Source organism: Croceitalea sp. W27 (assembly GCF_055693185.1).
Window position 1 is genome coordinate 2638444 of the sequence record NZ_CM146327.1, and the last position, 24943, is coordinate 2663386.

At 37.3% G+C, this 24943-nt stretch carries 18 protein-coding genes and 1 tRNA gene; 9 read left to right on the forward strand and 10 right to left on the reverse strand.

Features of this window, described 5'->3' with window-relative positions; all coding sequences use genetic code 11:
- Entirely contained in the window at window positions 1–642 is a 642-nt protein-coding gene (locus ACZ1GR_RS11980; RefSeq protein WP_472609199.1) for a fibronectin type III domain-containing protein, read from the forward strand.
- 5 nt (window positions 643–647) lie between these two features.
- Here ACZ1GR_RS11980 and pth read toward each other — a convergent pair whose 3' ends face one another.
- The 3 genes from pth to ACZ1GR_RS11995 all read right to left on the reverse strand — a co-directional run bounded on the left by pth (window position 648) and on the right by ACZ1GR_RS11995 (window position 3031).
- The gene (gene pth / locus ACZ1GR_RS11985; protein ID WP_472609200.1) at window positions 648–1277 is read right to left on the reverse strand and encodes an aminoacyl-tRNA hydrolase; all 630 of its coding nucleotides are present in this window, start codon (window positions 1275–1277) and stop codon (window positions 648–650) included.
- Window positions 1278–1366: 89 nt separating this feature from the next.
- Window positions 1367–2020: a 50S ribosomal protein L25/general stress protein Ctc gene (locus ACZ1GR_RS11990; RefSeq protein ID WP_472609201.1), complete on the reverse strand. Its 654-nt coding sequence runs from the start codon at window positions 2018–2020 to the stop codon at window positions 1367–1369.
- A 69-nt stretch (window positions 2021–2089) separates the two neighbouring features.
- Window positions 2090–3031 (reverse strand): ribose-phosphate pyrophosphokinase, encoded by a 942-nt coding sequence (locus ACZ1GR_RS11995; RefSeq protein ID WP_472609202.1) that lies wholly within the window; start codon window positions 3029–3031, stop codon window positions 2090–2092.
- A 151-nt stretch (window positions 3032–3182) separates the two neighbouring features.
- Here ACZ1GR_RS11995 and ACZ1GR_RS12000 point away from each other — a divergent pair.
- Together ACZ1GR_RS12000 and ACZ1GR_RS12005 are read left to right on the forward strand one after the other, a co-directional pair.
- Window positions 3183–3263 (forward strand) — tRNA-Leu (locus tag ACZ1GR_RS12000).
- 239 nt (window positions 3264–3502) lie between these two features.
- Window positions 3503–4750 (forward strand): site-specific integrase, encoded by a 1248-nt coding sequence (locus ACZ1GR_RS12005; RefSeq protein WP_472609203.1) that lies wholly within the window; start codon window positions 3503–3505, stop codon window positions 4748–4750.
- 141 nt (window positions 4751–4891) lie between these two features.
- Here the strand turns inward: ACZ1GR_RS12005 and ACZ1GR_RS12010 are convergent, their stop codons facing one another.
- From ACZ1GR_RS12010 to ACZ1GR_RS12040, 7 genes are all read right to left on the reverse strand, one after another.
- Window positions 4892–5923, reverse strand: a complete 1032-nt coding sequence (locus ACZ1GR_RS12010) for an aldose epimerase family protein (RefSeq protein ID WP_472609204.1) — start codon at window positions 5921–5923, stop codon at window positions 4892–4894.
- Window positions 5920–7011, reverse strand: a complete 1092-nt coding sequence (locus ACZ1GR_RS12015; protein WP_472609205.1) for a formylglycine-generating enzyme family protein — start codon at window positions 7009–7011, stop codon at window positions 5920–5922. The genes ACZ1GR_RS12010 and ACZ1GR_RS12015 overlap by 4 nt, the downstream gene beginning before the upstream one ends.
- Window positions 7012–7021: 10 nt before the next feature.
- Window positions 7022–8059, reverse strand: a complete 1038-nt coding sequence (locus ACZ1GR_RS12020) for a UDP-glucose--hexose-1-phosphate uridylyltransferase (RefSeq protein WP_472611815.1) — start codon at window positions 8057–8059, stop codon at window positions 7022–7024.
- Window positions 8059–9186: a galactokinase gene (gene galK, locus ACZ1GR_RS12025; RefSeq protein WP_472609206.1), complete on the reverse strand. Its 1128-nt coding sequence runs from the start codon at window positions 9184–9186 to the stop codon at window positions 8059–8061. Before galK ends, ACZ1GR_RS12020 begins: the two co-directional genes overlap by 1 nt.
- Complete coding sequence (locus tag ACZ1GR_RS12030; RefSeq protein WP_472609207.1) at window positions 9183–10661, reverse strand: sulfatase-like hydrolase/transferase; 1479 nt, start codon at window positions 10659–10661, stop codon at window positions 9183–9185. Before ACZ1GR_RS12030 ends, galK begins: the two co-directional genes overlap by 4 nt.
- Before the next feature lie 203 nt (window positions 10662–10864).
- Window positions 10865–11782 (reverse strand): glycoside hydrolase family 127 protein, encoded by a 918-nt coding sequence (locus ACZ1GR_RS12035; protein ID WP_472609208.1) that lies wholly within the window; start codon window positions 11780–11782, stop codon window positions 10865–10867.
- Window positions 11783–11803: 21 nt separating this feature from the next.
- Window positions 11804–13372, reverse strand: coding sequence for a sugar porter family MFS transporter (locus ACZ1GR_RS12040; protein WP_472609209.1), 1569 nt, complete (start codon window positions 13370–13372; stop codon window positions 11804–11806).
- A gap of 872 nt (window positions 13373–14244) precedes the next feature.
- Here ACZ1GR_RS12040 and ACZ1GR_RS12045 point away from each other — a divergent pair.
- The 6 genes from ACZ1GR_RS12045 to ACZ1GR_RS12070 all read left to right on the forward strand — a co-directional run bounded on the left by ACZ1GR_RS12045 (window position 14245) and on the right by ACZ1GR_RS12070 (window position 24878).
- Window positions 14245–14640, forward strand: a complete 396-nt coding sequence (locus ACZ1GR_RS12045) for a BfmA/BtgA family mobilization protein (protein WP_472609210.1) — start codon at window positions 14245–14247, stop codon at window positions 14638–14640.
- Window positions 14641–14662: 22 nt separating this feature from the next.
- Window positions 14663–15301, forward strand: coding sequence for a hypothetical protein (locus tag ACZ1GR_RS12050; protein WP_472609211.1), 639 nt, complete (start codon window positions 14663–14665; stop codon window positions 15299–15301).
- 362 nt (window positions 15302–15663) lie between these two features.
- Entirely contained in the window at window positions 15664–19659 is a 3996-nt protein-coding gene (locus ACZ1GR_RS12055; protein WP_472609212.1) for a BspA family leucine-rich repeat surface protein, read from the forward strand.
- Window positions 19656–20378: a hypothetical protein gene (locus ACZ1GR_RS12060; RefSeq protein ID WP_472609213.1), complete on the forward strand. Its 723-nt coding sequence runs from the start codon at window positions 19656–19658 to the stop codon at window positions 20376–20378. The genes ACZ1GR_RS12055 and ACZ1GR_RS12060 overlap by 4 nt, the downstream gene beginning before the upstream one ends.
- A gap of 118 nt (window positions 20379–20496) precedes the next feature.
- The gene (locus ACZ1GR_RS12065) at window positions 20497–21711 is read left to right on the forward strand and encodes a DNA polymerase Y family protein (protein WP_472609214.1); all 1215 of its coding nucleotides are present in this window, start codon (window positions 20497–20499) and stop codon (window positions 21709–21711) included.
- Between the two features lie 134 nt (window positions 21712–21845).
- Complete coding sequence (locus tag ACZ1GR_RS12070; protein ID WP_472609215.1) at window positions 21846–24878, forward strand: DNA polymerase III subunit alpha; 3033 nt, start codon at window positions 21846–21848, stop codon at window positions 24876–24878.
- Window positions 24879–24943 lie beyond the last annotated feature (65 nt).

Here is a 24943-nt window from a genome sequence, read left to right on the forward strand (position 1 = left end):
GTGGCGTGTAAAAAAGATAGAGCTCCTAGGTCTCCAGAAGCTGCACTACTCGTTTTTCCTTTAGAAAATTCTGAGTGCAATACAGGTATAAGCATTAATGAAACCTTAAGTCAAGTGACTTTTGAGTGGCAGCCTTCGGCAAATACACAAACTTATACTTTAAGTGTTGTAAACCTGAATACAAATACGCCCCAAACAATTACTACAGCCTCAACATCGGCGAGTTTGTCAATTCAAAAAGGTGCACCTTATTCTTGGACGGTGACCTCATCAAACAATGACTCCGATATTACGGCAGCTAGTGAAAATTGGTTGTTTTACAATGCGGGTCCGCAAATAAGTTATCCGCCATTTCCGGCGCAGATTGTATCTCCCGTATCCGGAAGTACAGTACAAGCTAATCAAGGGAATCAAGTTGTACTTCAATGGATAGGAGCCGATGTAGAAGACGATATTACAGGTTTTGAGGTCTATTTTTCTGAAGAAAATCCGCCTACGAGCTTATTGGAAAGTACCACTGCAACTGAAATGGAAGTGACGGTAACAGTGAGCTCGGGGACTACTTATTATTGGAGAGTAGTTACAACCGATAGCGCAGGAAGCACATCAGATTCCGGAGTTTACGATTTTAAGGTTTTGTAATGGTCTTAAGAACCGTTAAACTGGTTCATCGTATTCTGCACACCACCAAAAACAAAAGATTTGATTACATCGCATGATTTTTCAAGTCTTTCTTGAAGAGCTTTAGATTCACCTTCATTCCATTCGCCAAGTACATAATCTACCTGTCTGCCTGTACCAAAATCTGCACCTACCCCGAACCGAAAACGATTGTATTTTGTGGTCTGCAACATATTTTGTGTGTCTTTTAAACCATTATGCCCGCCATCGCTGCCTTTGATCTTCACCCTTATCGTACCGAAGGGTAAGTTGATGTCATCGGTGATTACCAGAAGGTTTTGAAGTGGAATTTTTTCTTTATCCAACCAATATCTAATGGCTTTACCGCTCAAATTCATAAATGTTGATGGTTTCAGGCATAATATACTTCTGCCCTTATATTTAAAAGTTGCGATTGCGCCAAGTTTTGCATCCTCAAAGACAAAGCTTTCCTTTTGTGCCAGTGTGTCCAAAATTTTAAAGCCAATATTATGTCGTGTATTTTCATACTTATCGCCAATATTTCCTAATCCAACCACTAAAAACTTTTTCATAATATCGGTTTCGCTTAGAATTTGATTTTCGGTTTTAAAAATGGATAATAACCACTTGAACATCTTTGTTGTATTTGCCCAAAAATACAAAAGCATCCAAAAATCAAGCTTTTAACTCGATTATGGATGCTTTAGCTTTTATAAAAATTAGTTTATTCTGCACCTTCTGCTGCAGGAGCCTCAGCTGGGGTATCACCACCATCTGCTGCGCCTTCGGCACCTTCTTCTCCTTCTTCATCCTCCTCATCATCTTCAACAGCATTACGAGATGCTTTTACTTGAACGACAGCAGTACTGTCTGGGTGAAGAATAGTGAAATCGTCACTTAATAAAGTTTCAACGGCAATTGTACCTCCAATTTTAAGTTTAGAAATATCAATAGTGATGAAATCTGGCAATAAGTCCGGTAAGGCCTTGATAGAAAGTTTTCTTTTTCTAAATAATAAACGACCACCGTTTCTTACCCCTGGTGAATTTCCTTCTAAACGAACAGGAATATTCATAGTAACGGCTTTGTCAGCAAACAATTGGTAAAAATCGATATGCAAAATTTTATCCGTTACAGGATGAAATTGAATATCCTGTAAAACTGCTTTAAAAGTTTCGCCACCTTCTAACTCAATTACAGCGGTATATGCGTTAGGGGTGTACACTAATTTTTTGAATGATAATTCATCAGCTGAAAAGTGTAATGGTTTATCCCCTCCGTACAGTACGCAAGGAACCTTTCCAGCATTACGTAAAGCTTTGGTAGAAACCTTGCCCACGCTTTCTCTTTGAGATCCTTTGATAGTAATTGACTTCATTATATATATTAAAAATGTTTAAAATTCAATTTCGAATTGTAAGGCTTAAGGCCTTAAGGTAGTCGAAGGCTACATTAAAAATTTTGAAGATATCGATGTGTTGTGGTGAACACGGTGCATCACATCTGCGAAGAGGTCTGCACAACTCAATACCTTTACTTTATCACCCTTTATTTCAATCGGAATGGAATCTGTGATAATCAATTCCTTCAACTGTGATTTTTCTATTTTTTCATAAGCATTGCCCGAAAGCAGGCCATGAGTTGTAATTGCCCTAACACTTAGTGCACCCCTTTCCATCATCAAATCTGCAGCTTTGGTAAGCGTACCTGCCGTATCGACCATATCATCAACAAGCACAACATTTTTTCCTTGAACGTCACCTATCAGTTCCATGTGGGAGATGACATTGGCCTTGGCACGTTGCTTATAACATATAACAACGTCACTTTCTAATGCCTTTGAATATGCGTACGCTCTTTTTGAGCCGCCCATATCGGGTGAAGCTACGCAGAGGTTGTCTAGACCTAAATTTTTTAAATATGGAAGAAACAGCGTGGATGCAAATAAATGATCAACGGGCTTTTCAAAGAAGCCCTGTATTTGATCTGCATGCAAATCCATAGTTATAATTCGTGTCGCACCAGCAGCTTCTAACATTTTTGCAACCAATTTGGCAGCTATAGGAACCCTGGGCTTATCTTTTCTGTCTTGTCTTGCCCAACCAAAATAAGGCATAACTGCAGTAATATGTCTGGCTGAAGCACGTTTAGCTGCATCGATCATCAACAACATTTCCATTAAATTTTCAGAACTTGGGTTTGTTGAACCGATGATAAAAATTCGTGTGCCACGGATAGATTCCTCGAATGATGGTTGAAATTCTCCGTCGCTATATCTGGAAAATATAACCTTACCCAATTTTGCACCGTAAGAAGCTGCAATTTTCTCACCTAGGGCAGTACTCTGCGTACAGGCAAAAATTTTAGGTTCCGGAACTTGATAAGACATTATAATTAATTAGCGTTGAGCTTTTTAAAGCCTATTTCTTTTAAGGAGGTGCAAATTTAAAAATTAATCTGGGTTGCTAAAGGATAATTGTATGAATTTTAGGTTTGAACGGAAATTATTTTTTAGCTTTGCAGTCCGATTAAAAATAATTGCTCGAGTGGCGGAACTGGTAGACGCGCTGGATTCAAAATCCAGTTCCTTTGGAGTGTGGGTTCGATTCCCACCTCGAGTACTAATTACTCATCAAATTAAATCAAAACTCTATAAACCTCAATGTTTATAGGGTTTTTTATTTTCATCAATTTCATTTCATATCATTTAAATTCAACTAAAAGGTGTCATATTCGGGCGCACTAAATAAAAAAGTTTTAGTGCACCCGAATTAATTTTAATCATCTTAAATTCAAATGGTTACAAAGTTTTATTTTGATATTAATTTCTTAGGTTTATAGAATATAAGCCAAAAATATTATGCAAAATTCATTGTCCATTCTATTCTATATCAGAAAAGCTGGAACTAGTGATCCATCTAGAGGCACTATTTATCTTCGGATAACAGTCAATGGAAAAAGAGCAGAAGTAAGCACAATGAAGAAAGTATCTTTAGCTAAATGGAATGCTAAATCTAATAAGGTAATAGGATATTCTATTGAAGCAAAGCAAACTAATCGTCAACTTGATATTATTAAAAACAGAGTGTACGAGATTTATCAGAATCTATTGAATATAGATGAGGAAATGGTTTCTGCTGTATATATCAGAGATGAATACATAGGGGTAAATAAAAAACGAAAATTGATTTTGGAAGTGTTTGAAGAGCACAATCTAAGAATGGAAAGGTTAGTAGGTAAAGACTTTTCATTTCGAACACTTCAACGATATAATACTACTAAAAAGCATTTGAATAATTTCATTGATACTAACTATGGTTTAAATGATTATGAAGTAAATAAGATAGATGTCTCTTTTGTTAATGGGTTCATCTATTACTTAAAAACCGAGAAGAACCTTTCGCATAATTCAGCGTTGAAATATGTTGCCTATTTTAAAAAAATCATAAGAGTTGCTTATGCAAATGGGTGGTTAGATAAAGACCCATTTTATAATTTTAAACTTCGAGCAAATACTATCGATAAGGAATTTTTGAGTAACGATGAACTTGTGAAACTTATACAAAGTGATTTTTCTATTCCAAGGTTAGAACATGTTAGAGATGTTTTTGTTTTTAGTTGTTATACAGGTCTCGCATATGTTGATATTGAAAAACTGACGGGGAGTGATATAGTAATCGGAATTGATGGTAAACGTTGGATAAAAGTGAAAAGAACAAAAACAAAATCTTTAAGTAGTATACCGATTTTGCCTATTGTTGAACGAATTATCAGTAAGTATTCAGGTCAAATTAAGTTTAATGGTAAGCTTCTTCCAGTATATAGTAATCAAAGAACAAACGGATATCTTAAAGAGATAGGTAATCTAACCGGAATAACCAAGAAACTGACTTTCCATATGGCGAGACATACCTTTGCAACTACGGTGACTTTATCCAATGGGGTACCCATAGAATCAGTTAGTAAGATGCTAGGACATAAATCTCTTAAAACGACCCAACATTATGCTAAAATTTTAGACTCTAAATTATCAGAGGATATGAAAAAACTTAGAATAAGGTTCGAAAATGGAAATACACAGTTCTTAATAAAAAGAGTTTTGAAATAAAGAGAACAATTTCTACAATCAGGTAAAGAATTCTAGGAGAATTCAATTTACTATAGTTCTAAGAAGGCTACTTAAAAAAGAATATTACTGAAGAGGTTATCCTATTTTAATTCTACTATTATTGCTTAATTACCCTGCCGATTAATGCGCAACATTAAATTCATAAATAGTCTTATTAATGTAAAGCTCATCTTTTTTTAAAAAGGAACTAGGAAAATTTGCATGGTTTGGAGCATCCGGATAGTTTTGCATTTCAAAACAAATTGCGGGATAGAATAAGGTTTCATGAAATTTATGCTTACTCTCTTTAATAAAAGATAAATTTTTTGGAGCAAATACTACTGCACAGTTCTGATTACTTGAAATTCTCATTTCTAGGCCAGTAGATGGTTCAAAATAAATGACTTTACAGGCATCATTTGCATTCTTATCAAAACAAAAAACGTTGTCAAGTCCATTATTTTTCTCTATTTTTTGTAGTGAGGAGGCTTTAGTAAAATCGTAAGCAGTTTGGTGAATATTCAGTTTTTTCCCGCTCGGAATCAAGTTTTCATCGCAATCTAAAATAGTATCACTAGCAAGGTTCAAATTGTGATTTGTAATAGAATCCGAACCTAAATTAAAGTAGGTATGATTGGTTAAATTTAGAATAGTGTCTTTATCGCCTGCAGCTTCATAAACAAGTTCTATAGCATTGTTAGTAGTTAAAGATATGGTGGCGGTTACTTTAAGATTACCAGGATACCCTTCTTCCATATCTTTAGATTCGCATGAAAGTATCACTTTTGGATAAGGTACTGTTTCAACTTTTTCTATTGACCATATCTTTTGATGTAAGCCATTCTTTCCTCCATGAAGGTGAACCTTATTTGCGTGGTTTAAATCATATCTTTTATCATCTAAAGAAAAACCTCCATTACTTATTCTTCCTGCATGTCTGCCTATGGTAGCCCCAAAATAATATGCATTGCCTTCAAACTGCTTTATATAACCTTCCAAGGTTTTAGGGCCGACCACAACATCATGGTTTAGCTCTTTTAGTAGTATAGTGTGTATAGTGCATCCAAAATTTAAGATTTCAACTCTTAAAAAATCATTTTCAAGTATGATGTTTTTCACTTCATTTTCTGAAGTAAAACCAAATGATTCTATAATAATTTCTTGTGATTTCATTTGTTGTTCAAAGCACTTTTTACTGTTCTGAACCCCAAATGTTCAGTTCCAGAGTCTATACTGGTTTGCATACGCGCACTAATACGATAACTGGCACAAAAACTAGCACTACAAAGAAAAGATCCCCCTTTAATTACTTTCTCTTGTGCATAAGGATTACTTGGATTGAAAGGTTCTTCAGCACCTCTTGGATTTTTAACCGCACCGCTTTTTTCAAGTTCATTGTAATAGCGAACATTGTACCAGTCAGAGGTCCATTCCCAAACATTGCCGGCCATACCATACAATCCAAAATCGTTTTTTGGAAAACTCATTACGGGTGCCCGCAGCTCAAAACCATCTGCTTTTGTATTTGTGGTAGGAAACTGCCCTTCCCAAGTATTGGCATTATCTTTTAAGTAGTTGGTGTCGTTTCCCCAAAAATAAATACTTTCCATATTATTGCCGCGAGCTGCATATTCCCATTCCGCTTCTGTTGGCAGGCGTTTGCCAGCCCAATTGCAATAGGCCAATGCATCCTCATAAGAAACATGTACGACAGGATGATTATCCATGCCATTGATGCTACTACTAGGTCCATTGGGTTGTTTCCAATTCGCTCCTATTTTCCAATCCCACCATTGTGAGATATCATGTAAATTGGCAATACTTTTTACCGATTCTCTAAAAACTATAGACCCGGGTTGTAGTATGGAATCATGCGGTTTTGGTGTGCCTGGTGGTACTTGTTTTTTTAGTTCTTCCCAATCCACCTTTCGTTCTGCAATAGTAATATAACCTGTTTCTTCAACAAATTTTTTAAACTCGGCATTGGTGACTGGGTGAATATCCATAAAAAATCCATCTAACAATACTTTATGTCTAGGTTTTTCATGACGCATAGCAATGGTGTCATGGTCAACTGCACCTTGATAAAATTCTCCACCTGGTATCCATACCATCTCATTGGGTATTTCTGTCCCTTTGGGCATATCTTTTATAAAATCTAATACTATAGGTTCTGCTGAGGATAATGGTTTCTTTTGTTCTGTTTTGCACCCAACGGCAATCAAGCTTAAAAGAACTAAAACCATATATGTTTTAGGCATGGTACTATTTTTAAGTAAGATAATGCGTTTCAGATAAAGAACGTAGTGTTTGAGCAGCCTGTTCAGCTGTGATATCACGTTGCGGGTTTGCAAACATTTCATACCCAACCATAAATTTTTTAACGGTAGCTGAACGTAGTAATGGCGGATAAAATGACATATGAAAGTGCCACTCGTCATATGCTAATCCATTAGTAGGCGCTTGATGAATACCCGAAGAATAGGGGAATGATGTTTCAAAAAGATTATCATATTTGGTGGTGGTAACTTTTATGGCCTTTGCGAAGCTCGCTTTTTCTTTATCCGTCAAATCTGTTATTCTTTGAAGATGCCTTTTAGGTGCTATAATGACTTCATATGGCCATATAGCCCAATAAGGAACAACCGCTATAAAGTATTTATCTTGCCAGATGATGCGCTCGTTGGCTTTTATTTCTTGGTTTAAATAGTCCCCTAAAAGACTTTTTGTATTGGTTTGCCAATACCTCAATTGTTGTTCCCCTTTTTTTATAACCTCTTGGGGAATTGAATTCTGGGACCAAATTTGCCCATGTGGATGCGGGTTACTACAACCCATTACAGCTCCCTTGTTTTCAAAAATTTGAACATAATTAATATCTCTTATAGCTCCTAGTTCATCAAACTCCTTTTGCCAAATAGTAATAACATCTTCAATACTAGGAACTGGCATAAGTGGTAAAGTCAACGAATGATTAGGTGAAAAACAGACCACTTTACAAATGCCCTTTTCTCCTTTTGCGACTAAAAGGCCATCTTCAATTGTTGTCGATGGAGTGTCTTCCAAAAGCGCGGAAAAGTCGTTTTTAAAACTATAGACTGATGTATAGTTTGGATTGATATCCCCACTAGCTCTTTTATTTCCAGGACATAAATAGCAAGCCTTGTCATAGAAAGGCCTATCATCGGTTACTGTCTTTTCTTGTTTCCCTTGCCATGGTCTCTTTGTTCTGTGAGGAGAGACCAATACCCATTCTCCAGTCAGGATATTATAACGTCTGTGAGGTTGTTCATTAAGGTCTAACTTCATCATTCTTTGATTAAATAAGTGCCATCGCTCGGCACGGTTACAAAATATGAAGGGTCTATTCCGAATTTATCCTTGTAAGCCACCGAAACCTTGTTAACAAAATGATCGATACTTTTTTTATGAATGATATTCAGGGTGCATCCGCCAAAACCTCCACCCATCATTCTAGCCCCTAGTATTTGAGGTTCGGTCTTGGCCAACTCTACGAGAAAATCCAACTCTGGGCAACTGACTTCGTATTTTTTGCTCAGGCCCCGATGGGTTTCAAACATGAATCGACCAAATAATCCAAGATTATCATTTTTAAGAGCCACAACCGCTTCTTGCACCCTTTTGATTTCTTCAACAACATAAGAACAGCGATCATAGATGATTGGTCCTAGTTCCTTTTTTGATTCATCCAATTTTTTCATGGAAACATCTCTAAACGAGCTTTCAATACCATATTTTTTTACAAGTAGTTCCAGTCCTTCTTCACATTGTTCACGTCTTATATTATATTCTCCCGTGGAAAGATTGTGGGAAACATTGGTATTGAGCATTAACAGTCGGTAAGGCTCTAGTTTTATTGGGATATATTCAAAGTCCAACGATTGACAGTCTAAAAGTATGGCATGATTCTCTTTCCCCATAACAGAGGCAAACTGGTCCATGATTCCACATTTTGTACCCACAAAATTGTGCTCGGCATTCTGGCCGATTTTTATCAATTCCAATTTGTCAAATCCCAATTCAAAGAGCTCATTTAGACCAAAGGCCAAACCACATTCCAATGCCGCTGATGAGCTGACACCAGAACCAACTGGAACATTCGATTCCATCTCACAGTCGAATCCTTTCAATCCCGGATTCAATACTTGTATTTCGTGCAAAACACCTAAAGCATAATTGTGCCAGCCCTCAGTTCCAGGTTTGAGACTGTAAAGATCTGCAACCAAAACACTATCAAAACCTTTGCTCTTAATAGTACAGCGACTTTTGGAGCCATTTTTCCTAAGTGTCATTGTAATGCTCTTGTCAATGGCTGCGGGTAGCACAAAACCATCATTATAATCTACATGCTCACCAATCAAATTGATTCTGCCAGGAGAGCGAACAATTAGTTGATTACCATTTGCCTCAATCATTTCATTTCCAATTTAAAGGTACTTCCAAACTCCCCCATTTGTTTTTCATTCCAATCTATACGTAATTCTTCAGGGTCGAACCATTGGGGTTCTGTATGGGTTTTACTCCATTTTTCTGCTGCCGCTACCATTTTTTTAAGCCGCTCAGGGTGTTGGGCGCTTAGGTCATTGGTTTCACCCATATCGGCATCAATATCATATAAAGCCCATTTATTCTGATTGGTTTTTAAGGCTTTCCATTGGTTTTGGCGAACCCCAACATCACTATATCCTTCTCTATGGCGTAATACAAAAACCATTTCATCTTTTCTCGGGTCTTTGTCGGTTGCCACAGCTTCCCAGATATTTTTACCGTTCAAGGTTTTTGAATTAGGGATTTCGGCATGGGCAACATGAGCAAAAGTAGGATAAAAATCCAATGCAGAAATAGGGTGGGAAAATGTTTTTCCGGTTTTAATTTTTTCAGGCCAATGAAAGAACATCGGTACGCGATACCCACCTTCGCAGGTGCTTCCTTTTCCTTCACGTAAAGGATAGTTTGTAGCGCCTTTAGAAAGTTTACCACCATTATCGCTCATAAAAACAAGCAAGGTGTTTTCATACTGCCTCGTTGCTTTTAGAGCGGCTACTAAATCGCCGATACCGCGGTCTACGGCATATACCATACCTGCATAGGTTCTTCGGTCTTTATCTTTAATATGCGCAAATTTCTGCATATCCTCTTCCTTTGCTTCTAGTGGAACATGAGGAGCGTTATAGGCCAAGTAGAGGAAAAACGGATTTTCTTTTGTACTGGCATGGGTCACAAAATCTACCGCTTTTCTAGAGAGTTCATCCGTTAGGTATTCTGTCGGATTTTCAATCGTTTTCCCATTATGCTCCAACGGTTTTAGGTAGTCAAAAATTAATGCTCTGCCTTCTGCTTTTTGCGCTTCGTATTTTGCGGTATATTCTTCAGGAAAATATTTGTGTCCGCCTGCCAAGAATCCGTAGAAATCATCAAAACCACGTTCGTTGGGGTGATAGCTCGGTACAGCGCCCAAATGCCATTTACCGACCGCTCCTGTACTATAACCTGCATCTTGCAGCATGGTACTCATAAAAGTTTCCTCTAGACTAATCCCTTTGCCAACTTTAACTTCACTATTCGCAGGAAGGTTAAATTGCGACCCGATAGTATGCGGATACCGACCCGTCATCAATGCAGCGCGACTAGGCCCACAAAAAGGGTGTGCAGCATATCCCGAAGAAAAAATAGCGCCGTTATGTGCTAATTCATCTAGATTAGGGGTGATAATATCTTTGGAGCCATTAAAACCCACATCAGAATATCCCAAATCATCGGTTACGATTAGAATGATATTTGGTCTATCGTCTGCCGTTTGGTTCTTTGCCAATGCTGGCTTGGGATTTTCTTTGCAGGAAAAAATAGCGAGGCTTATGAGTGCAAATAGGATGTGTTTTGGTGATAGCATGGTGTTCGTTTAAAGTCGTTCGTTATGTTTTTTATAAAAATGGCTAAGAGCCTTTTCTATTTTCTTAGAAAGCTTCTGATTCCTTAAAAACCAATAGGCTCTGCGAGCGATTATAAAATCAGGATGGGTTAAAAGCTCAGAAACCTGATGTATATTTTCCTTTGATACGGATTCTTGCTGTTCTATGATAGTCAGATAGCTGTTTATTTTTGGATAGGAATTCCACGTATGTATATTTTCTCCCAAAGCTTATCCAAAGCATCAATAAGTGCTTTTTCGCCAGTTTCTGAATATACGTCCGCTGCTCCTGCGTAGTAGTATAATGCTAGTACCGCATGGCCCACTGCTTCTTCTGAATCTCTTAATGCAGTACGTTCTTGTACCATATCACCAATAGGGTAACCCTCTGTGGTACTATCATGCTTTATCTCATACTTACCACGGTTGTTAATGAATTTTTCAGCAAGTTTTAAGTATTTTTTATCCCCAACAACTCTATATAGCTCTACCAGCCCCATAATTTGGGTTTGGTTAAAGCCAAATCTGCCATAGTGTTTTGTGTCTGGCATAAAGATGGTATGCAATAAATCAGCGTGCTTAATAGCAATATCTAGAAAATTGCGTTGACCAGTACTATTAAAATGAATACAGGCACTGATTAATAAATGTCCTGTATTGTACATTTCATGGTATTTTCTGTTTTCATAGCGGTCCGCATCTTCACTTAATTGAATCTGTGTTTGCAGATAACCATCCTCTTCTTGTGCTTGCTCAATAATAGCAATGTACTCATCCAATTCCTTTAAAATCTGCTTATTTTTAGTGTACGCATAGATGTAGGTTTTTGCTTCTAAAAATTTATAAAAATCTCCATCATGCCAAAACATTCCTTTATGCTCTCCTTCTTTGAGACCCGCCGCAATTTTAAAATTATTTAACGCATGCCCCACATCGCCACAAAGTACATCACCCATGTAGGGTACCATGATTTCTTCTGCCTGCTTAAACTTTTCTGCCCAAAAACCACTGGTCCATTGGCAGTTGCCAATAGGTAGACTTTTTAGTTTGGTATTTGGTTTTATAGGTAAATTTGAATCGTTTTTATGATTAGGAACACTCATTCTATCTGCTAATTTTTTGAATTATTTGTTTTGAAGCGCTAATTGGATGTCTTCAATACTCATGTTTTTGGTTTCTTTTAGGTATTTAACTATGACAATAAGCCCAATAGCTACAGTAGCAGCATAAAATAAGAAAATTGCTCCACCGCCCATTGTTGCCAGTTGCCATGGGAAAAACTGCTGTACCAAGTAGTTTGTCAAACTTGTGACAATGGTAAAGAGCGGAATTGCAATACCTCTTATAGAAATAGGAAATATTTCTGAAAATAACACCCACATAATTGGCCCTACAGAGAAATGAAATGCCGCTATAAAGCTTAATAAACCTATTAAAATAAGTGTTGCGTTCAGGCTTGCAGCTTTTTCTAAAAGCACTGCTGAGTTTGCTCTGGCACTATCTTCACCCAATTTTTCTTTAAGTACATTTTTAAATTCGGTATCACTTTGGTATTCTACCCCAACGATGCTATTCAGGTTTTCAATGCCTGATATATCCTTCATTTCGGTAATGGCTTCTTGCGTAATAGAATATCTAGCACTTTTAAAACCATAAGAGCACATACCTAGGCTTATAATTATCCAAATCATCCCAAAAATTATCATTGGTTTTCTCCCTATTCTATCTATTAATAGTATGGCCAATACGGTAAAAATAATACTGGTAAGGCCAATCCAGATGGCTTGAGTAAATGCAGCATCTGTTCCCATGCCCAATTGTTCAAAAACCGTTGGTGCATAAAAAAGAATGGCATTGATACCCGTAGATTGTTGCACAATGGCAATGGTTGTGGCTATAATAAGAATGTTTCGCATAGGCTTACTAAATATCTCTTTTAGCTGCGCCATGGTAGAGCGATTTTGTTCACCTCCGTTCGCTATACTTTGCTGTGTTTCTGTAATGCGTTGTCCAATTTCATTAGGTGGCAGAATTTTGCTCAATGCTTTTCTAGCATCTTCAATTCTGTTTTTTAGGATATACCAAGAGGGACTTTCTGGAATCATAAATAATAATAGTAGCCAGATGAATGCAGGAATAATTTCCGAACCTAACATCCAACGCCAAGTATGTTCTGTAATACCCCAACTCTCAGCCCAACTAGATTCAGAACCTGTGGATTGTAAAATGAGGTAATTAATGAAATAGGCTGCAGAAAGTCCAACCACAATATTTATTTGTGTCATGGAGACTAGCTTACCTCTTAGTTTTGGTGGCGCAATTTCTCCAATATACATAGATGCGAGTGAAATAGAGCTAAAAGCTAATCCGCCTATAAAACGAGCGATAACAAGCGTCCAATAATTAGGGGCAAATGCTGAAGTTATAGCTGAAAAAAGATATAAAATGGCAACAATCTGCAAAGTTTTTTTACGACCGAATTGATTACATGCATAACCAGCAAATGGCAAAGCCAGTAATACCCCTAAAGCTGGAGCACTAACAGCGGTTCCCAATTGAATGTCTGTCAATCCAAATTCCTGGGTAATAAAATTTACTGTGCCTGATATTAATGCTGCATCCAAACCGAAAATAAAACCACCAATTGCTACTATAGTGGAATATAAGAATGCGTTATTTCTGTAATTAGCCATATTTTGGTTTTTTATAATAGAAACAAAGGGTAAAATAAGGCTATAGCTCAATTTGGCTATAGCTTTATTTTAATATATAATACCTGTAACTTAACATATTACTTATAATCGGGAATTTAGCGTAATTGTAGGAAATTGATATTGGAGTTTTATGCAAAAGCTCCATTTCAAGTAACAATCTTCAATTTAGAATTATCATTGCCCTTTTCTTTTCCTCATACTGAAAGTATATATTTCGTTGCTAAATAGAGATTTAAGATTATAAACGTTGGCTAACAGTTTCAACTAAACACACTTTCTTGCACTAAGGTTCAAAATTTGGTTTGAGACAGACTGCATAATCATTCGCGGGCTTGTTTTTATAAGTCCTTACTCAAACCAAATTTTAGATGTGGTTACAGAAAAGGTAACAGTGAAGGCACTATGGGAAGTAATTGGATATACAATATCTGAGATTGTCTATATGTTCATCTTAACTAACAAAACGCACCGATAAATATCAAACCTTTACTTTCTAAACTAAATGGAAAGGAAAACGCTCAGGATATAATAAGTATTTGGATAAATGCCATTTTGGCAAGTATTTGGCACCATCTTAAACCAAATTATATGGCTTCTATTTTGCTGGTAATAATAGTATTACTAAAGAGGAAGAAGCTTTTGTATTAAAGATAAAAAGTTTGGAATCCCGAAAATGAAATGAAGGGATGGAAGAGCAAGAGGATAACACGCGATGCGATGTTATATCATTTTTACAAACGTAAATACCTAATAATCAAATAATTATGAAAAATAAAAAACGCACTGACTCTAAAGTTTGCTGTAAATCGCTGCGAATCTCCAATAAACAAGTGTTTTTTTACAGCAAATAGATGGAAGAATTTTCAAAATATAAGTTTTCTGCTATTAACGTCAAGAAAGTGACAGCTGTCAGATTCAGGAAGTTTTCCAAAGAAATTTCCAAGTCCAATACTAATACGTTGGAAGCAATGCTTGAGTTTTTTGAAAAGCATCAACTTTCACCGGATGATGAGATTCCGAATCACTTGTTTCAGGTAGAAAAGCGCCTGTTAAAAAGACTCAATGCGATAATCGCCATTATTAAAGACATTGAGAAGACCCAAACAAAACCAACCATTGGAATGTTACAAGCACTTTTTATGACTGATGATCAAGAAAAAAAGACCCCAATGTTCGTAGAGAAAAAGCAGAGTCAAAGGACTTTGGAAGAAGAATTGAACCTTTGGAAAGAATCAAACGAATCATAATTCTAAAAATGATATTTAGGATATGGAGAAAGTAAACTATATAACGCACCTTAATGCAGTCTTTCAACAGTTCAATAGAGATGAGCGGATTAAACAGGGTCACATAACACTCTATTTGGCATTCTTTCAAAAATGGAATCGTGAGTTTTTTAAAAAGACGCTAACGATTAATCGCGAGCTTATCATGGAACATGCTAAAATTAAATCTAAAACTACTTATCACAATTACCTGAGGAATCTGAATGAATGGGAGTATTTAAAATATTATCCTTCATACCATCCAGCCCGTGGTTCAAAGATTAAGATGTTCATATTTGGTACAAGTCTTAGTACACAGCAGGTTCAAAATTTGGCCAGCAACATCCCAGAACCTAGCCAAAATCTGGTACCTTCTTATAAACATAAAACAAAAGAAAACTTTTTTAAACGGCACCCAATAAAATTTAATGAAAAAGAAGTTTTGCTTTTCTTTAAAAAAAACAATTGGGAAGAGGTGGAAGCGAGAAAATTCTATGCTTATATAAAATCAAAAAAATGGAAAACGGAGAATTGGCAAATAATAGCTAAAATTTTTGCAAAAAATAATTTTGAATTAAAAGAACCAGAAAGGACTAGTCCAATTTCTGGCTATGTGAATCGGATAAGGCAGAGGTCAGATTAAATAGTAAACTACTTTAGCAATTAGAATTTTTGTGAGAATAGAGATTTAGTTTGACATGTTTTATAGGGTATTGATTGTTAAAAGCATAAAGTATTGTTAAAGGTTGCAGATTCGGTTGCACTCCAATTATTATCCTTTTGAAAGCCTATGTATTCTAAGTTGTTGGGAAAAAATAGCACTCCCACCTCGAGTACTTAAAAATAAAGCCGAGGTTTTATATCTTGGCTTTTTTCTTATTGATATTAAGTCTTTTTATTCGCAGGGTAATTTATCTAAACATACATCTTAATTTTTTCTACATTTATCGGAGGTATTGAGGTATTCTTAACAATTTTGGTATTTTAGAGTGGAAAATACTCCACATGATAAAAAAATCCCTCCTCCTAATCTTCTTATTGTCTTTTACTAGTATTTTTTCGCAAGCTTTTATAACCACTTGGAAAACCGATAATCCGGGTGGTTCTGAAGATAATCAGATTACTATCCCAACCCATTTGGGTGAAACATATGACTATTTTGTGGATTGGGGGGATGGAACTTCTGATAGCAATGTAACTGGGGATATAACCCACACATATTCTACGCCCGGCACCTATCAGGTTTCCATAGCTGGAGAATTTCCAGGCACTAATTTTTTTGAGGGTACTCTGGATGTTAATTCTCCAGTAGATAATCAAAAACTTATCTCTGTTGATCAGTGGGGTGATATTCAATGGAGACAAATGAACTCTGCTTTCTTTGCGTGCCTAAATATGAATATAAAAGCCCAAGACATACCAAATTTGAGCCTCGTTTCTGAATTGAATAGCACTTTTGCCAATTGCGAGTCTTTGATAGGTAATGATTCAATGAGTCGATGGGATACATCTAGCGTATCCAGTATGGTAAACACCTTCGGCGGGTGCAAGTTGCTCAATCAGTATATAGACAGTTGGGATGTAGAAAGTGTTACAAACATGTTCGGGTTGTTTGCCGGGTGTGAAAATTTCAATCAGCCCTTAAATAGTTGGAATGTGGCTCAGGTTACGGATATGACCCTGCTTTTCGGAGGAGCGTCACAGTTTAACCAACCCCTTAATTCTTGGAATGTTTCAAGTTGTGAAAGGATGATACAGATGTTTGCGAGTTCTGAGGATTTTAATCAAGACATTTCAGGGTGGGATGTTTCCAATGTTACTGATATGATAGGGATGTTTAACGGGGCGGTATCTTTTGACCAAGACTTGGGAAGTTGGGATGTTTCGAATGTTACCGATATGACATCTATGTTTCTAAACGTAACTTTATCAACAGCCAATTACGATAACCTTCTAGAAGGATGGTCAAAATTATCTACTCTTCAAAGCAATGTGGTATTTGATGGGGGTAATGGTCAGTACTGTGCTTCTGCCGAAATGCGACAATTTATTTTAGACACCTACAACTGGTCAATTTCGGATGATGGACCCAATGCCGAATGTTTTTTTATAACCACTTGGAAAACTGACAATCCTGGCTTATCCGAAGATAATCAAATTACCATTCCAACTTTTCCCGGAGAGACCTATGATTATTTTGTGGATTGGGGAGATGGTACTTCTGATAACAATGTAACAACGGATATTACACACACCTATGCGACCCCGGGGACTTATCAGGTTTCTGTATCCGGGGATTTTCCACACATTTATTTTAACAATATTGACTTGAATAACTTTGTTGGTGATGAAGAAAAACTTGTTGAAGTCAATCAATGGGGCACTATTTCTTGGAGCTCTATGTCTAGGGCTTTCGCAGGGTGCGAAAATTTAGATGTGGTTGCCCTAGATGTACCCGATTTATCAAATGTATCACGGTTATCACTGATGTTTTGGAATTGTAATAATCTAAAAGGGAATACATCCTTTGAGGTTTGGGATACGTCCGGCGTTACTGAAACAGTGAATATGTTTCGTAATTCTGAGCTTTTCAATCAAGATATTGGTGCATGGAATGTTTCCAATGTAATTAATATGGGCGCAATGTTCATAGGGGCCAAAGTATTCAATCAAGATTTGAATGATTGGGATGTAAGTAAAGTCACACAAATGCAGACAATGTTTTCTGGAGCATCAAATTTCAACGGTAATATTAGAGATTGGGATGTTTCCAACGTTACCAATATGGCTGCCATGTTCAGTCAAACTTCTTTTAATCAGGATATTTCGGGTTGGGATGTCAGTAAGGTTCAATTTATGGACTTTATGTTCTCTAGTAACCCAGTTTTCAATCAAGATATCAGCCAATGGGATGTTTCTAGTGTCACAAGTATGGCAAGTATGTTCTTTATGAATTGGAGCTTCGATTATAATTTGGCAGGATGGGATGTTTCTCAGGTCAAGGATATGTCGAATATGTTCGTTCAAAGCACAGGAATGTCGTATCAAAACTACAACGACATGCTCATCGGGTGGAATAATCTTCCTTCTTTACAACCAAATGTCCAGTTTGATGCCTCTAACCACGAATACTGTGAAGCCGAAGAGGCAAGACAAAATCTCATAGATACCTATGGATGGATAATCAACGACAATGGCAAGAATTGTATTGAAGGGCAACGTCCTTATATAACAACATGGAAGACAGATAATTTTGGTGATTCAGAAGACAATCAACTATTGATTTCGACAAATAAATTCGCTATTTATCAATACAATATCGATTGGGGCGATGGTACTTCAGATACTAATGTCCGAGGAGATATATTACATACCTATGCTACACCTGGAATTTATGAAGTTCAAATCAGTGGGTATTATCCTTCAAATGGATTTTTTGGCAATAATCGCTTAGATAGAGAAAAATTATTGACCGTGGAGCAATGGGGAGATATTGTTTGGGATAATTTCAATAATGCCTTTGCAGAATGTTTAAATATGGACGTTGTTGCAACGGACACTCCGAACTTATCAAAAGTTGAACAAATGGTTTACTCTTTCGGACTCTGCCATTCATTGGTTGGCAATGAATCATTTAATGAGTGGGATGTAAGCAATGTCAATAGGTTTGATAGCATGTTTAGAGTGTGTTATAAGTTTGATCAAAACTTATCCAATTGGGATATGAGCAATGCGGAATTTATTAATGGAATGTTCAATTTTGCGACATCTTTTAATCAAGATATAAGTTCTTGGGATATTTCGAGCGCAGTGGGTATGAGTAATATGTTCAATAATGCACATTCTTTCAATCAAGATATAAGCCCTTGGGATATATCTCAAGTAACAGATATGCGAGGCATGTTCAGACAGGCTGAAACTTTTGATCAAGACTTGGGCAACTGGGATGTTTCCAATGTCACCAATATGTCCGAAATGTTTTTTGAAGCGGGTATTTCCACTAAAAACTATGATAATACACTACTAGGTTGGTCAGTTTTACCAAGTCTTCAAAATAATGTCGTTTTTGATGCAGGTGATAGTCAATTCTGTGAAGCAAATGATGCCAGACAATTTATAATTGATATCTACGGTTGGACGATTACTGATGGCGGAGAGTTCGGTTTGTGTAATCAGGATAATGATGATGATGGGGTTTTAGACCAGTTCGATTTATGTTTGAACTCAGAGCCAGGTGCTGTGGTTAATGAGAACGGATGTGATGTCATAGCAAGCGATGCCATTCAAGTTTTGGCCTTGACCCCCAGCTGTGTGGATAGCTCCGATGGTTCCATAAAGATAAGCATGAACTCTTCAGGATATCTACTTGATATTTCAATTGAGGGAGGTGGGATTACCGATCAATTCGATGATGTTCATTCTGACAATGGATTAGAAATTAATGATTTGCCGATTGGAGCTTATACGGTCACTATAAGTATACCGGAGATATTGTTTGAGCGGACCTTTGGGGTAACGATAAATTCTTTGGAGTCGGTCAGCGGAAAAAGACAAGCCTTGGATACAAAGGGGAGAACCGTTTCGTACCTCGTTTCTGGTAGTAGAAATTATACGGTTTCAGTTAATGGAGAAAATCTTAACTTTCAATTTGAAAATAATGGGGAGCATACCATTTTTTTAGAAAACCTGAATGGAGAGGTTGAAATACTCATTTCGGGTGAGAGTGATTGTCAGGGCAAGATAGAAGACAGCTTCTTTGTGGACGATTCCATTTCTGTTTTCCCCACGATAACATCAGATTATTTTAGTGTACTAAGTGCCTCAAAAGATGTAGAACTTGTTATCTATGGTTTGGAGGGTAGGATGGTCAGACCTTTGAGGTCCTTGGAATTCTCCAATCAAAAAGCAGATGTTAATATCAGTTCCCTACCTTCAGGATTGTATTTGGTAAACATATTGGAAGCTGAGAATGTAAAAACCGTTAAAATCATTAAGCGATGAAAAAGTTTCTCAAAATAGAAGTTTCTGTATTGATTTTTTTGGTATCAATATTGTTCTTTTCTTGTAGTGATGGAGGAGATAGTGATGGTAATGAGGGCACAGAAGAGCCTCCGATTCAAAATGAAACACCTCCAGCTAAAGCTATTGGTACATTGCCAGCCAATGGAGAACCCTGTTCCGATTACGAGGAGGTAGTTAGCGATGATTCTAAAGTATCGGTCTTGTTTACTTGGAATGCCGCCCAGTTTGCCGATAGTTATTTGTTGGCCGTTTTAGAGGGTAACAATCAGGTTTTCAATAATTCGTTTAACAGCTTAACCGCTAATGTAGAATTGGATCGTGGTAAGACTTACTCTTGGTCAGTGACATCCGTAAATGAAGATGGCCAGACCGCAGGAGATAGCTACTCTTTTACCACTCCAGGTACCCCGATAGGAAATTTTGCTCCTTACACTGCTGAGATTATGGTTGTGTTTGATGAGGCCACATCAGAGATGATCGTTTTCTGGGTGGGTAGTGACGAGGACGGTGACCCTTTGACCTATGATATTAAAATCCTTGAAGAAAATGAATTGATTTTTGAATCTGTCGATTTGACCACGTCCGAAATCGCCCCTATCTCTTTTACGTTAAATACCGATTATGAGATTGAGGTAGTGTCAAAGGATGACTCGGGAAATTTTTCAATCTCGAGACTAGAGGTGTCTTCACCAGACTAGTGCTTAATGATAAAATCAAAAATTTTTAGATTGGTATTGATGTTTTTTAATCACATATTTTGGAAATAATCCATATAAAAGGAAATAATCCATAAATTAGCTATCCTTTTTTGAGATAGTGAACAAGACCATTTTACATTTGGATTTGGATACTTTTTTTGTATCCGTGGAACGCAGGCTAAATTCCGAGCTACAGAACGTGCCATTATTGGTAGGTGGTATTACAGACAGAGGTGTCGTAGCTGCCTGTAGTTATGAAACCAGAGGTTATGGTATTCATTCGGGCATGCCCATGAGAATGGCAAGGGAACTATGCCCTGAAGCTAGGGTCATAAAAGGAAATGCAGGTACTTACAGTAGATTTTCTGACGATGTTACCGAGATTATAAAAGAGGCAGTCCCTGTATTTGAAAAATCGAGTATCGATGAATTTTATGCCGACCTCTCTGGAATGGACCGCTTTTTCGGCAGTTATAAATATGCCTCTGAGCTGCGCCAAAAAATTATACAAGAAACCGGGTTGCCCATATCTTTTGGACTTTCGGTAAATAAAGTAGTGTCTAAAGTGGCTACTAATGAGGCCAAACCCAATAATCAGTTAAAGATAGACTTTGGTTATGAGAAACCATTTTTGGCGCCTCTTTCCGTAAAAAAAATACCCATGGTAGGTGATAAGACTTATCAAACGCTTCGAAACCTTGGTATTCGACAAGTAAAGACCATACAAGAAATGCCTGTGGATATTATGAAAAGAGTCCTTGGAGCTAATGGAGGAGTCATTTGGAAAAGAGCAAATGGATTGGATAATACCCCGGTAATTCCGTTTCATGAGCGAAAATCCATTTCAAATGAGCGTACGTTTGACCGTGATACGATAGATGTAATAAAACTTCGTGGTATTCTATTGGCGATGGCAGAAAATCTGGCTTTTCAATTACGCCGTGGAGAAAAGCTTACGGCATGTATCGCGGTTAAGATCAGGTATTCAGATTTTAACACCTATTCTAAACAAATGCGTATTCCCTATACGAGTGCAGACCATATTCTTATTCCTAAGATTATGGGTTTATTTGATTCGTTGTACAACAAACGTATGTTGGTACGCTTGGTAGGAATTCGCTTTAGTCATTTGGTGTCGGGCAATTATCAGATCAATCTTTTTGACGACACCGAGGAGGCATTGAACCTGTACAAGGCGATGGATCATGTACGCACCCGTTATGGAGACCGCTCGGTTTTTAGGGCATCGGCTATGGGTGCAAAAACCATTGGTAGAATGCATAATCCTTTTAATGGCCAACCTCCGATAGTTTTGGCGCATAGAAAACAATGAAATGAAGAGGTGAGACCGCTTCGCTGTTAGATGTAAGACATAAGATTTGAGCAAAAGAAATTAAGAATGGTAAATCAGTCAGCCCAAGAACAACGAACACCGGGCATCGAGCAATTTTGAATTTGAACTTGAACTTGTATTTGAATTGTCATACATACTATAGTTTACGATTCGGAACTTTTTCTGAAAAAGACTTACTGCATCTAGCTCAAGAAAATGACGTTAAGCAATTGGTGCTAACCGATATCAACAACACTTCGGCCTGTTTGAATTTTGTTAGGGAAGCTCCTAAGTATAGCGTTAAACCTATTTTAGGTATTGATTTTAGAAATGGAGTTGATCAATGCTTTGTTGGTATTGCCAAGAACAATAAGGGTTATCAAGAACTGAACGAGTTTTTATCATATCATCTCCATTATAAAATTGAAATACCCATACACGCACCTACTTTTAAAAATATTTTTGTGGTCTATCCTTTTGAGGCGATACTCTTAAGTGACAAAGAGGAGTTTTTAGCACACGAATTTATCGGGGTTTCTATAAAAGATTTAAGACGACTTCCTTTTTCAAGATTTAAAAGATATACCAATAAGTTAGTGGTACAGCAACGGGTAACTTTTAGAAATAAGCGTGATTTTAATGCCCACAGATTGTTACGGGCCATAGCCAACAACGTTTTACTAAGTAAACTTGATGATAGTGAAGTTGCCAATGAAGATGAAAAAATGCATCCCTTAGAGAATTTGACCAAGGCTTTTTCTGAACATACCTATATCCTTGAAAATACCGAACGCTTACTTAACGAATGCAGTATTGATTTTGATTTTTCTGTCGATCGAGATTCTCAAAATTTAAAGTTTTACAGTAGTAGCAGGGAAGAGGATGAGCGTTTATTGGAAAATCTATGCATGAAGGGTTTGCCCATGCGCTACAAGGGAAAAATATCCCATGTAATTGAAGAAAGGCTTAAAAAAGAACTGGAGCTTATTAAGGCCAAGAACTTTGTATCCTACTTTCTTATCAATTGGGATATTACGGCTAAGGCTCGCAAACAAGGTTTTTACTACGTGGGCCGAGGTAGTGGAGCCAATAGTATTGTGGCCTACCTACTTTATATTACAGATGTAGATCCTATAGCGTTAGATTTATATTTTGAGCGCTTCATCAATTTATACCGTGCCAATCCCCCAGATTTTGATATTGATTTTTCTTGGCGAGACCGTGAGGCCATGACCCGCTATATTTTTGACCGTTTTGACCATGTTGCCCTTGTGGGCACCTATGTTACGTTCAAGTACAAAGGCGTGGTACGAGAGTTGGGCAAGGTTTTCGGGCTGCCTAAAGAGGAGATAGATGCACTAAGTGAAGGTAAAGGTGTTTCTTCAAGTATGGATAGCATGGCTAAACTCGTACTTAAGTATGGAAAGCTGATTGAAGGAATGCCCAATTATGTGAGTGTTCATGCAAGTGGTATTCTTATTAGCGAAAAGCCTTTGCAGCACTTTTCTGCTACTTTTCTGCCCCCAAAGGGTTTCGCTACGGTGCATTTTGATATGGTAATTGCAGAAGATGTGGGCCTATTCAAGTTCGATATTCTCGCACAGCGGGGCTTAGGAAAAATAAAGGATACCGTAGCCATCGTAAAGCAGAATCAGCCAGATAAAGCAAATTTTGATATTCACAATGTTTCAGAATTTTATAAAGACCCCGTTATTAATAATTTAATAAAAACAGCACAGTGTATGGGTTGTTTTTATGTGGAATCTCCTGCTATGCGTATGTTGCTTAAAAAGTTAGAGGTAGATAATTATCTAGGCTTGGTCGCGGCGAGTTCAATTATACGCCCCGGTGTTGCAAAAAGCGGAATGATGCGAGAATATATTCTGAGACATCGTAATTCTGGTAGGGCAGAAGAAAAGGGGCATCCTGTGATGCTGAATATTATGCCAGATACCTATGGGGTCATGGTATACCAAGAAGATGTGATTAAGGTAGCCCATTATTTTGCAGGTTTAACGCTTGGTGAAGCCGATGTTCTGCGAAGGGGAATGAGCGGCAAGTTTAGGTCTAGAGAAGAGTTTGAAAAAGTAAAGGCCAAGTTTCGGACCAATTGCCTCCGAAAGGGATATGATGAAAAACTAATCAATGAGATATGGCATCAAGTAGCCAGTTTTGCGGGCTACGCTTTCGCAAAGGGTCATTCGGCATCTTATGCGGTAGAAAGCTATCAGAGCTTATTTCTGAGAGCCTATTTTCCATTGGAATATATGGTGGCAGTACTTAACAATGGAGGCGGATTTTACCGTTCTGAATTTTATGTGCACGATGCCCGTATGATGGGGGCAACGATACACCCACCTTGCATTAACCAGAGTCAAATTGTTAATGTGATTTATGGAAAGTCTATTTATTTAGGAATGATGTATTTGCGTGATCTAGAGCAGCGTGTTATGGAGCGTATCATAAAAGAACGCACAGCGGAAGGAATGTTTCTATCGCTTGAAGATTTTTTAGACCGTGTCATTATTTCGATAGAGCAGTTGAGTATTCTTATTAGAATAGATGCTTTTAGATTCACTCAAGTCAACAAACACGAATTATTATGGAAAGCTCACATGCTACTTTCAAAAAACAAACGTTCATCTCACCCTAAACTTTTCACGGCCAAGCATCAAAAGTTTGAAATTCCGAAGTTATATGCCACAAATACAGAGAACGCTTTCGAACAGTGGGAGCTTTTAGGCTTCCCCTTGTGTAGTCCTTTTGAGCTTCTTTTAGAACAACCTAAAAGTACGAATGGACAGCAAGATCTTCAAAAGTACTTAAATAGGCATATTGATATTTATGGGTATTTGGTTACCGTGAAAAACACAAGCACCCATACGGGAAAACGGATGCATTTTGCTACACTGTTAGATCAGTATGGCGAAGTCTTTGATACCGTGCTTTTTCCACCGGTTGCAGCTAAGTATCGCTTTAGAGGTAAGGGAATCTATCGTTTTTATGGTAAGGTGGTCAGTGAATTTGGTTTTTTGAGTATCGAAGTTATTAAAATGCAAAAGCAAGACTATATTCCCGATCCTAGATATGCCGATATGAAAACAGGAAGTAAAGAACAATTTGCCAAAAAGCGAATGAATAATGCTATTGAGGATAAGATTGTTTAGTAAATATAAAATGCGAGACAACGAATAATTGTACAGAATAACTTACAAATAAGGTAATGCTACTA

Excerpts from the sequence above, each read along its gene's own strand:
- pth (WP_472609200.1), bottom strand. The coding sequence starts at position 1,277 with ATGTTCAAGTGGTTATTATCCATTTTTAAAACCGAAAATCAAATTCTA.
- ACZ1GR_RS11990 (WP_472609201.1), bottom strand. The coding sequence starts at position 2,020 with ATGAAGTCAATTACTATCAAAGGATCTCAAAGAGAAAGCGTGGGCAAG.
- ACZ1GR_RS11995 (WP_472609202.1), bottom strand. The coding sequence starts at position 3,031 with ATGTCTTATCAAGTTCCGGAACCTAAAATTTTTGCCTGTACGCAGAGT.
- ACZ1GR_RS12005 (WP_472609203.1), top strand. The coding sequence starts at position 3,503 with ATGCAAAATTCATTGTCCATTCTATTCTATATCAGAAAAGCTGGAACT.
- ACZ1GR_RS12010 (WP_472609204.1), bottom strand. The coding sequence starts at position 5,923 with ATGAAATCACAAGAAATTATTATAGAATCATTTGGTTTTACTTCAGAA.
- ACZ1GR_RS12015 (WP_472609205.1), bottom strand. The coding sequence starts at position 7,011 with ATGCCTAAAACATATATGGTTTTAGTTCTTTTAAGCTTGATTGCCGTT.
- ACZ1GR_RS12020 (WP_472611815.1), bottom strand. The coding sequence starts at position 8,059 with ATGAAGTTAGACCTTAATGAACAACCTCACAGACGTTATAATATCCTG.
- galK (WP_472609206.1), bottom strand. The coding sequence starts at position 9,186 with ATGATTGAGGCAAATGGTAATCAACTAATTGTTCGCTCTCCTGGCAGA.
- ACZ1GR_RS12030 (WP_472609207.1), bottom strand. The coding sequence starts at position 10,661 with ATGCTATCACCAAAACACATCCTATTTGCACTCATAAGCCTCGCTATT.
- ACZ1GR_RS12035 (WP_472609208.1), bottom strand. The coding sequence starts at position 11,782 with ATGAGTGTTCCTAATCATAAAAACGATTCAAATTTACCTATAAAACCA.
- ACZ1GR_RS12040 (WP_472609209.1), bottom strand. The coding sequence starts at position 13,372 with ATGGCTAATTACAGAAATAACGCATTCTTATATTCCACTATAGTAGCA.
- ACZ1GR_RS12045 (WP_472609210.1), top strand. The coding sequence starts at position 14,245 with ATGGAAGAATTTTCAAAATATAAGTTTTCTGCTATTAACGTCAAGAAA.
- ACZ1GR_RS12050 (WP_472609211.1), top strand. The coding sequence starts at position 14,663 with ATGGAGAAAGTAAACTATATAACGCACCTTAATGCAGTCTTTCAACAG.
- ACZ1GR_RS12055 (WP_472609212.1), top strand. The coding sequence starts at position 15,664 with ATGATAAAAAAATCCCTCCTCCTAATCTTCTTATTGTCTTTTACTAGT.
- ACZ1GR_RS12060 (WP_472609213.1), top strand. The coding sequence starts at position 19,656 with ATGAAAAAGTTTCTCAAAATAGAAGTTTCTGTATTGATTTTTTTGGTA.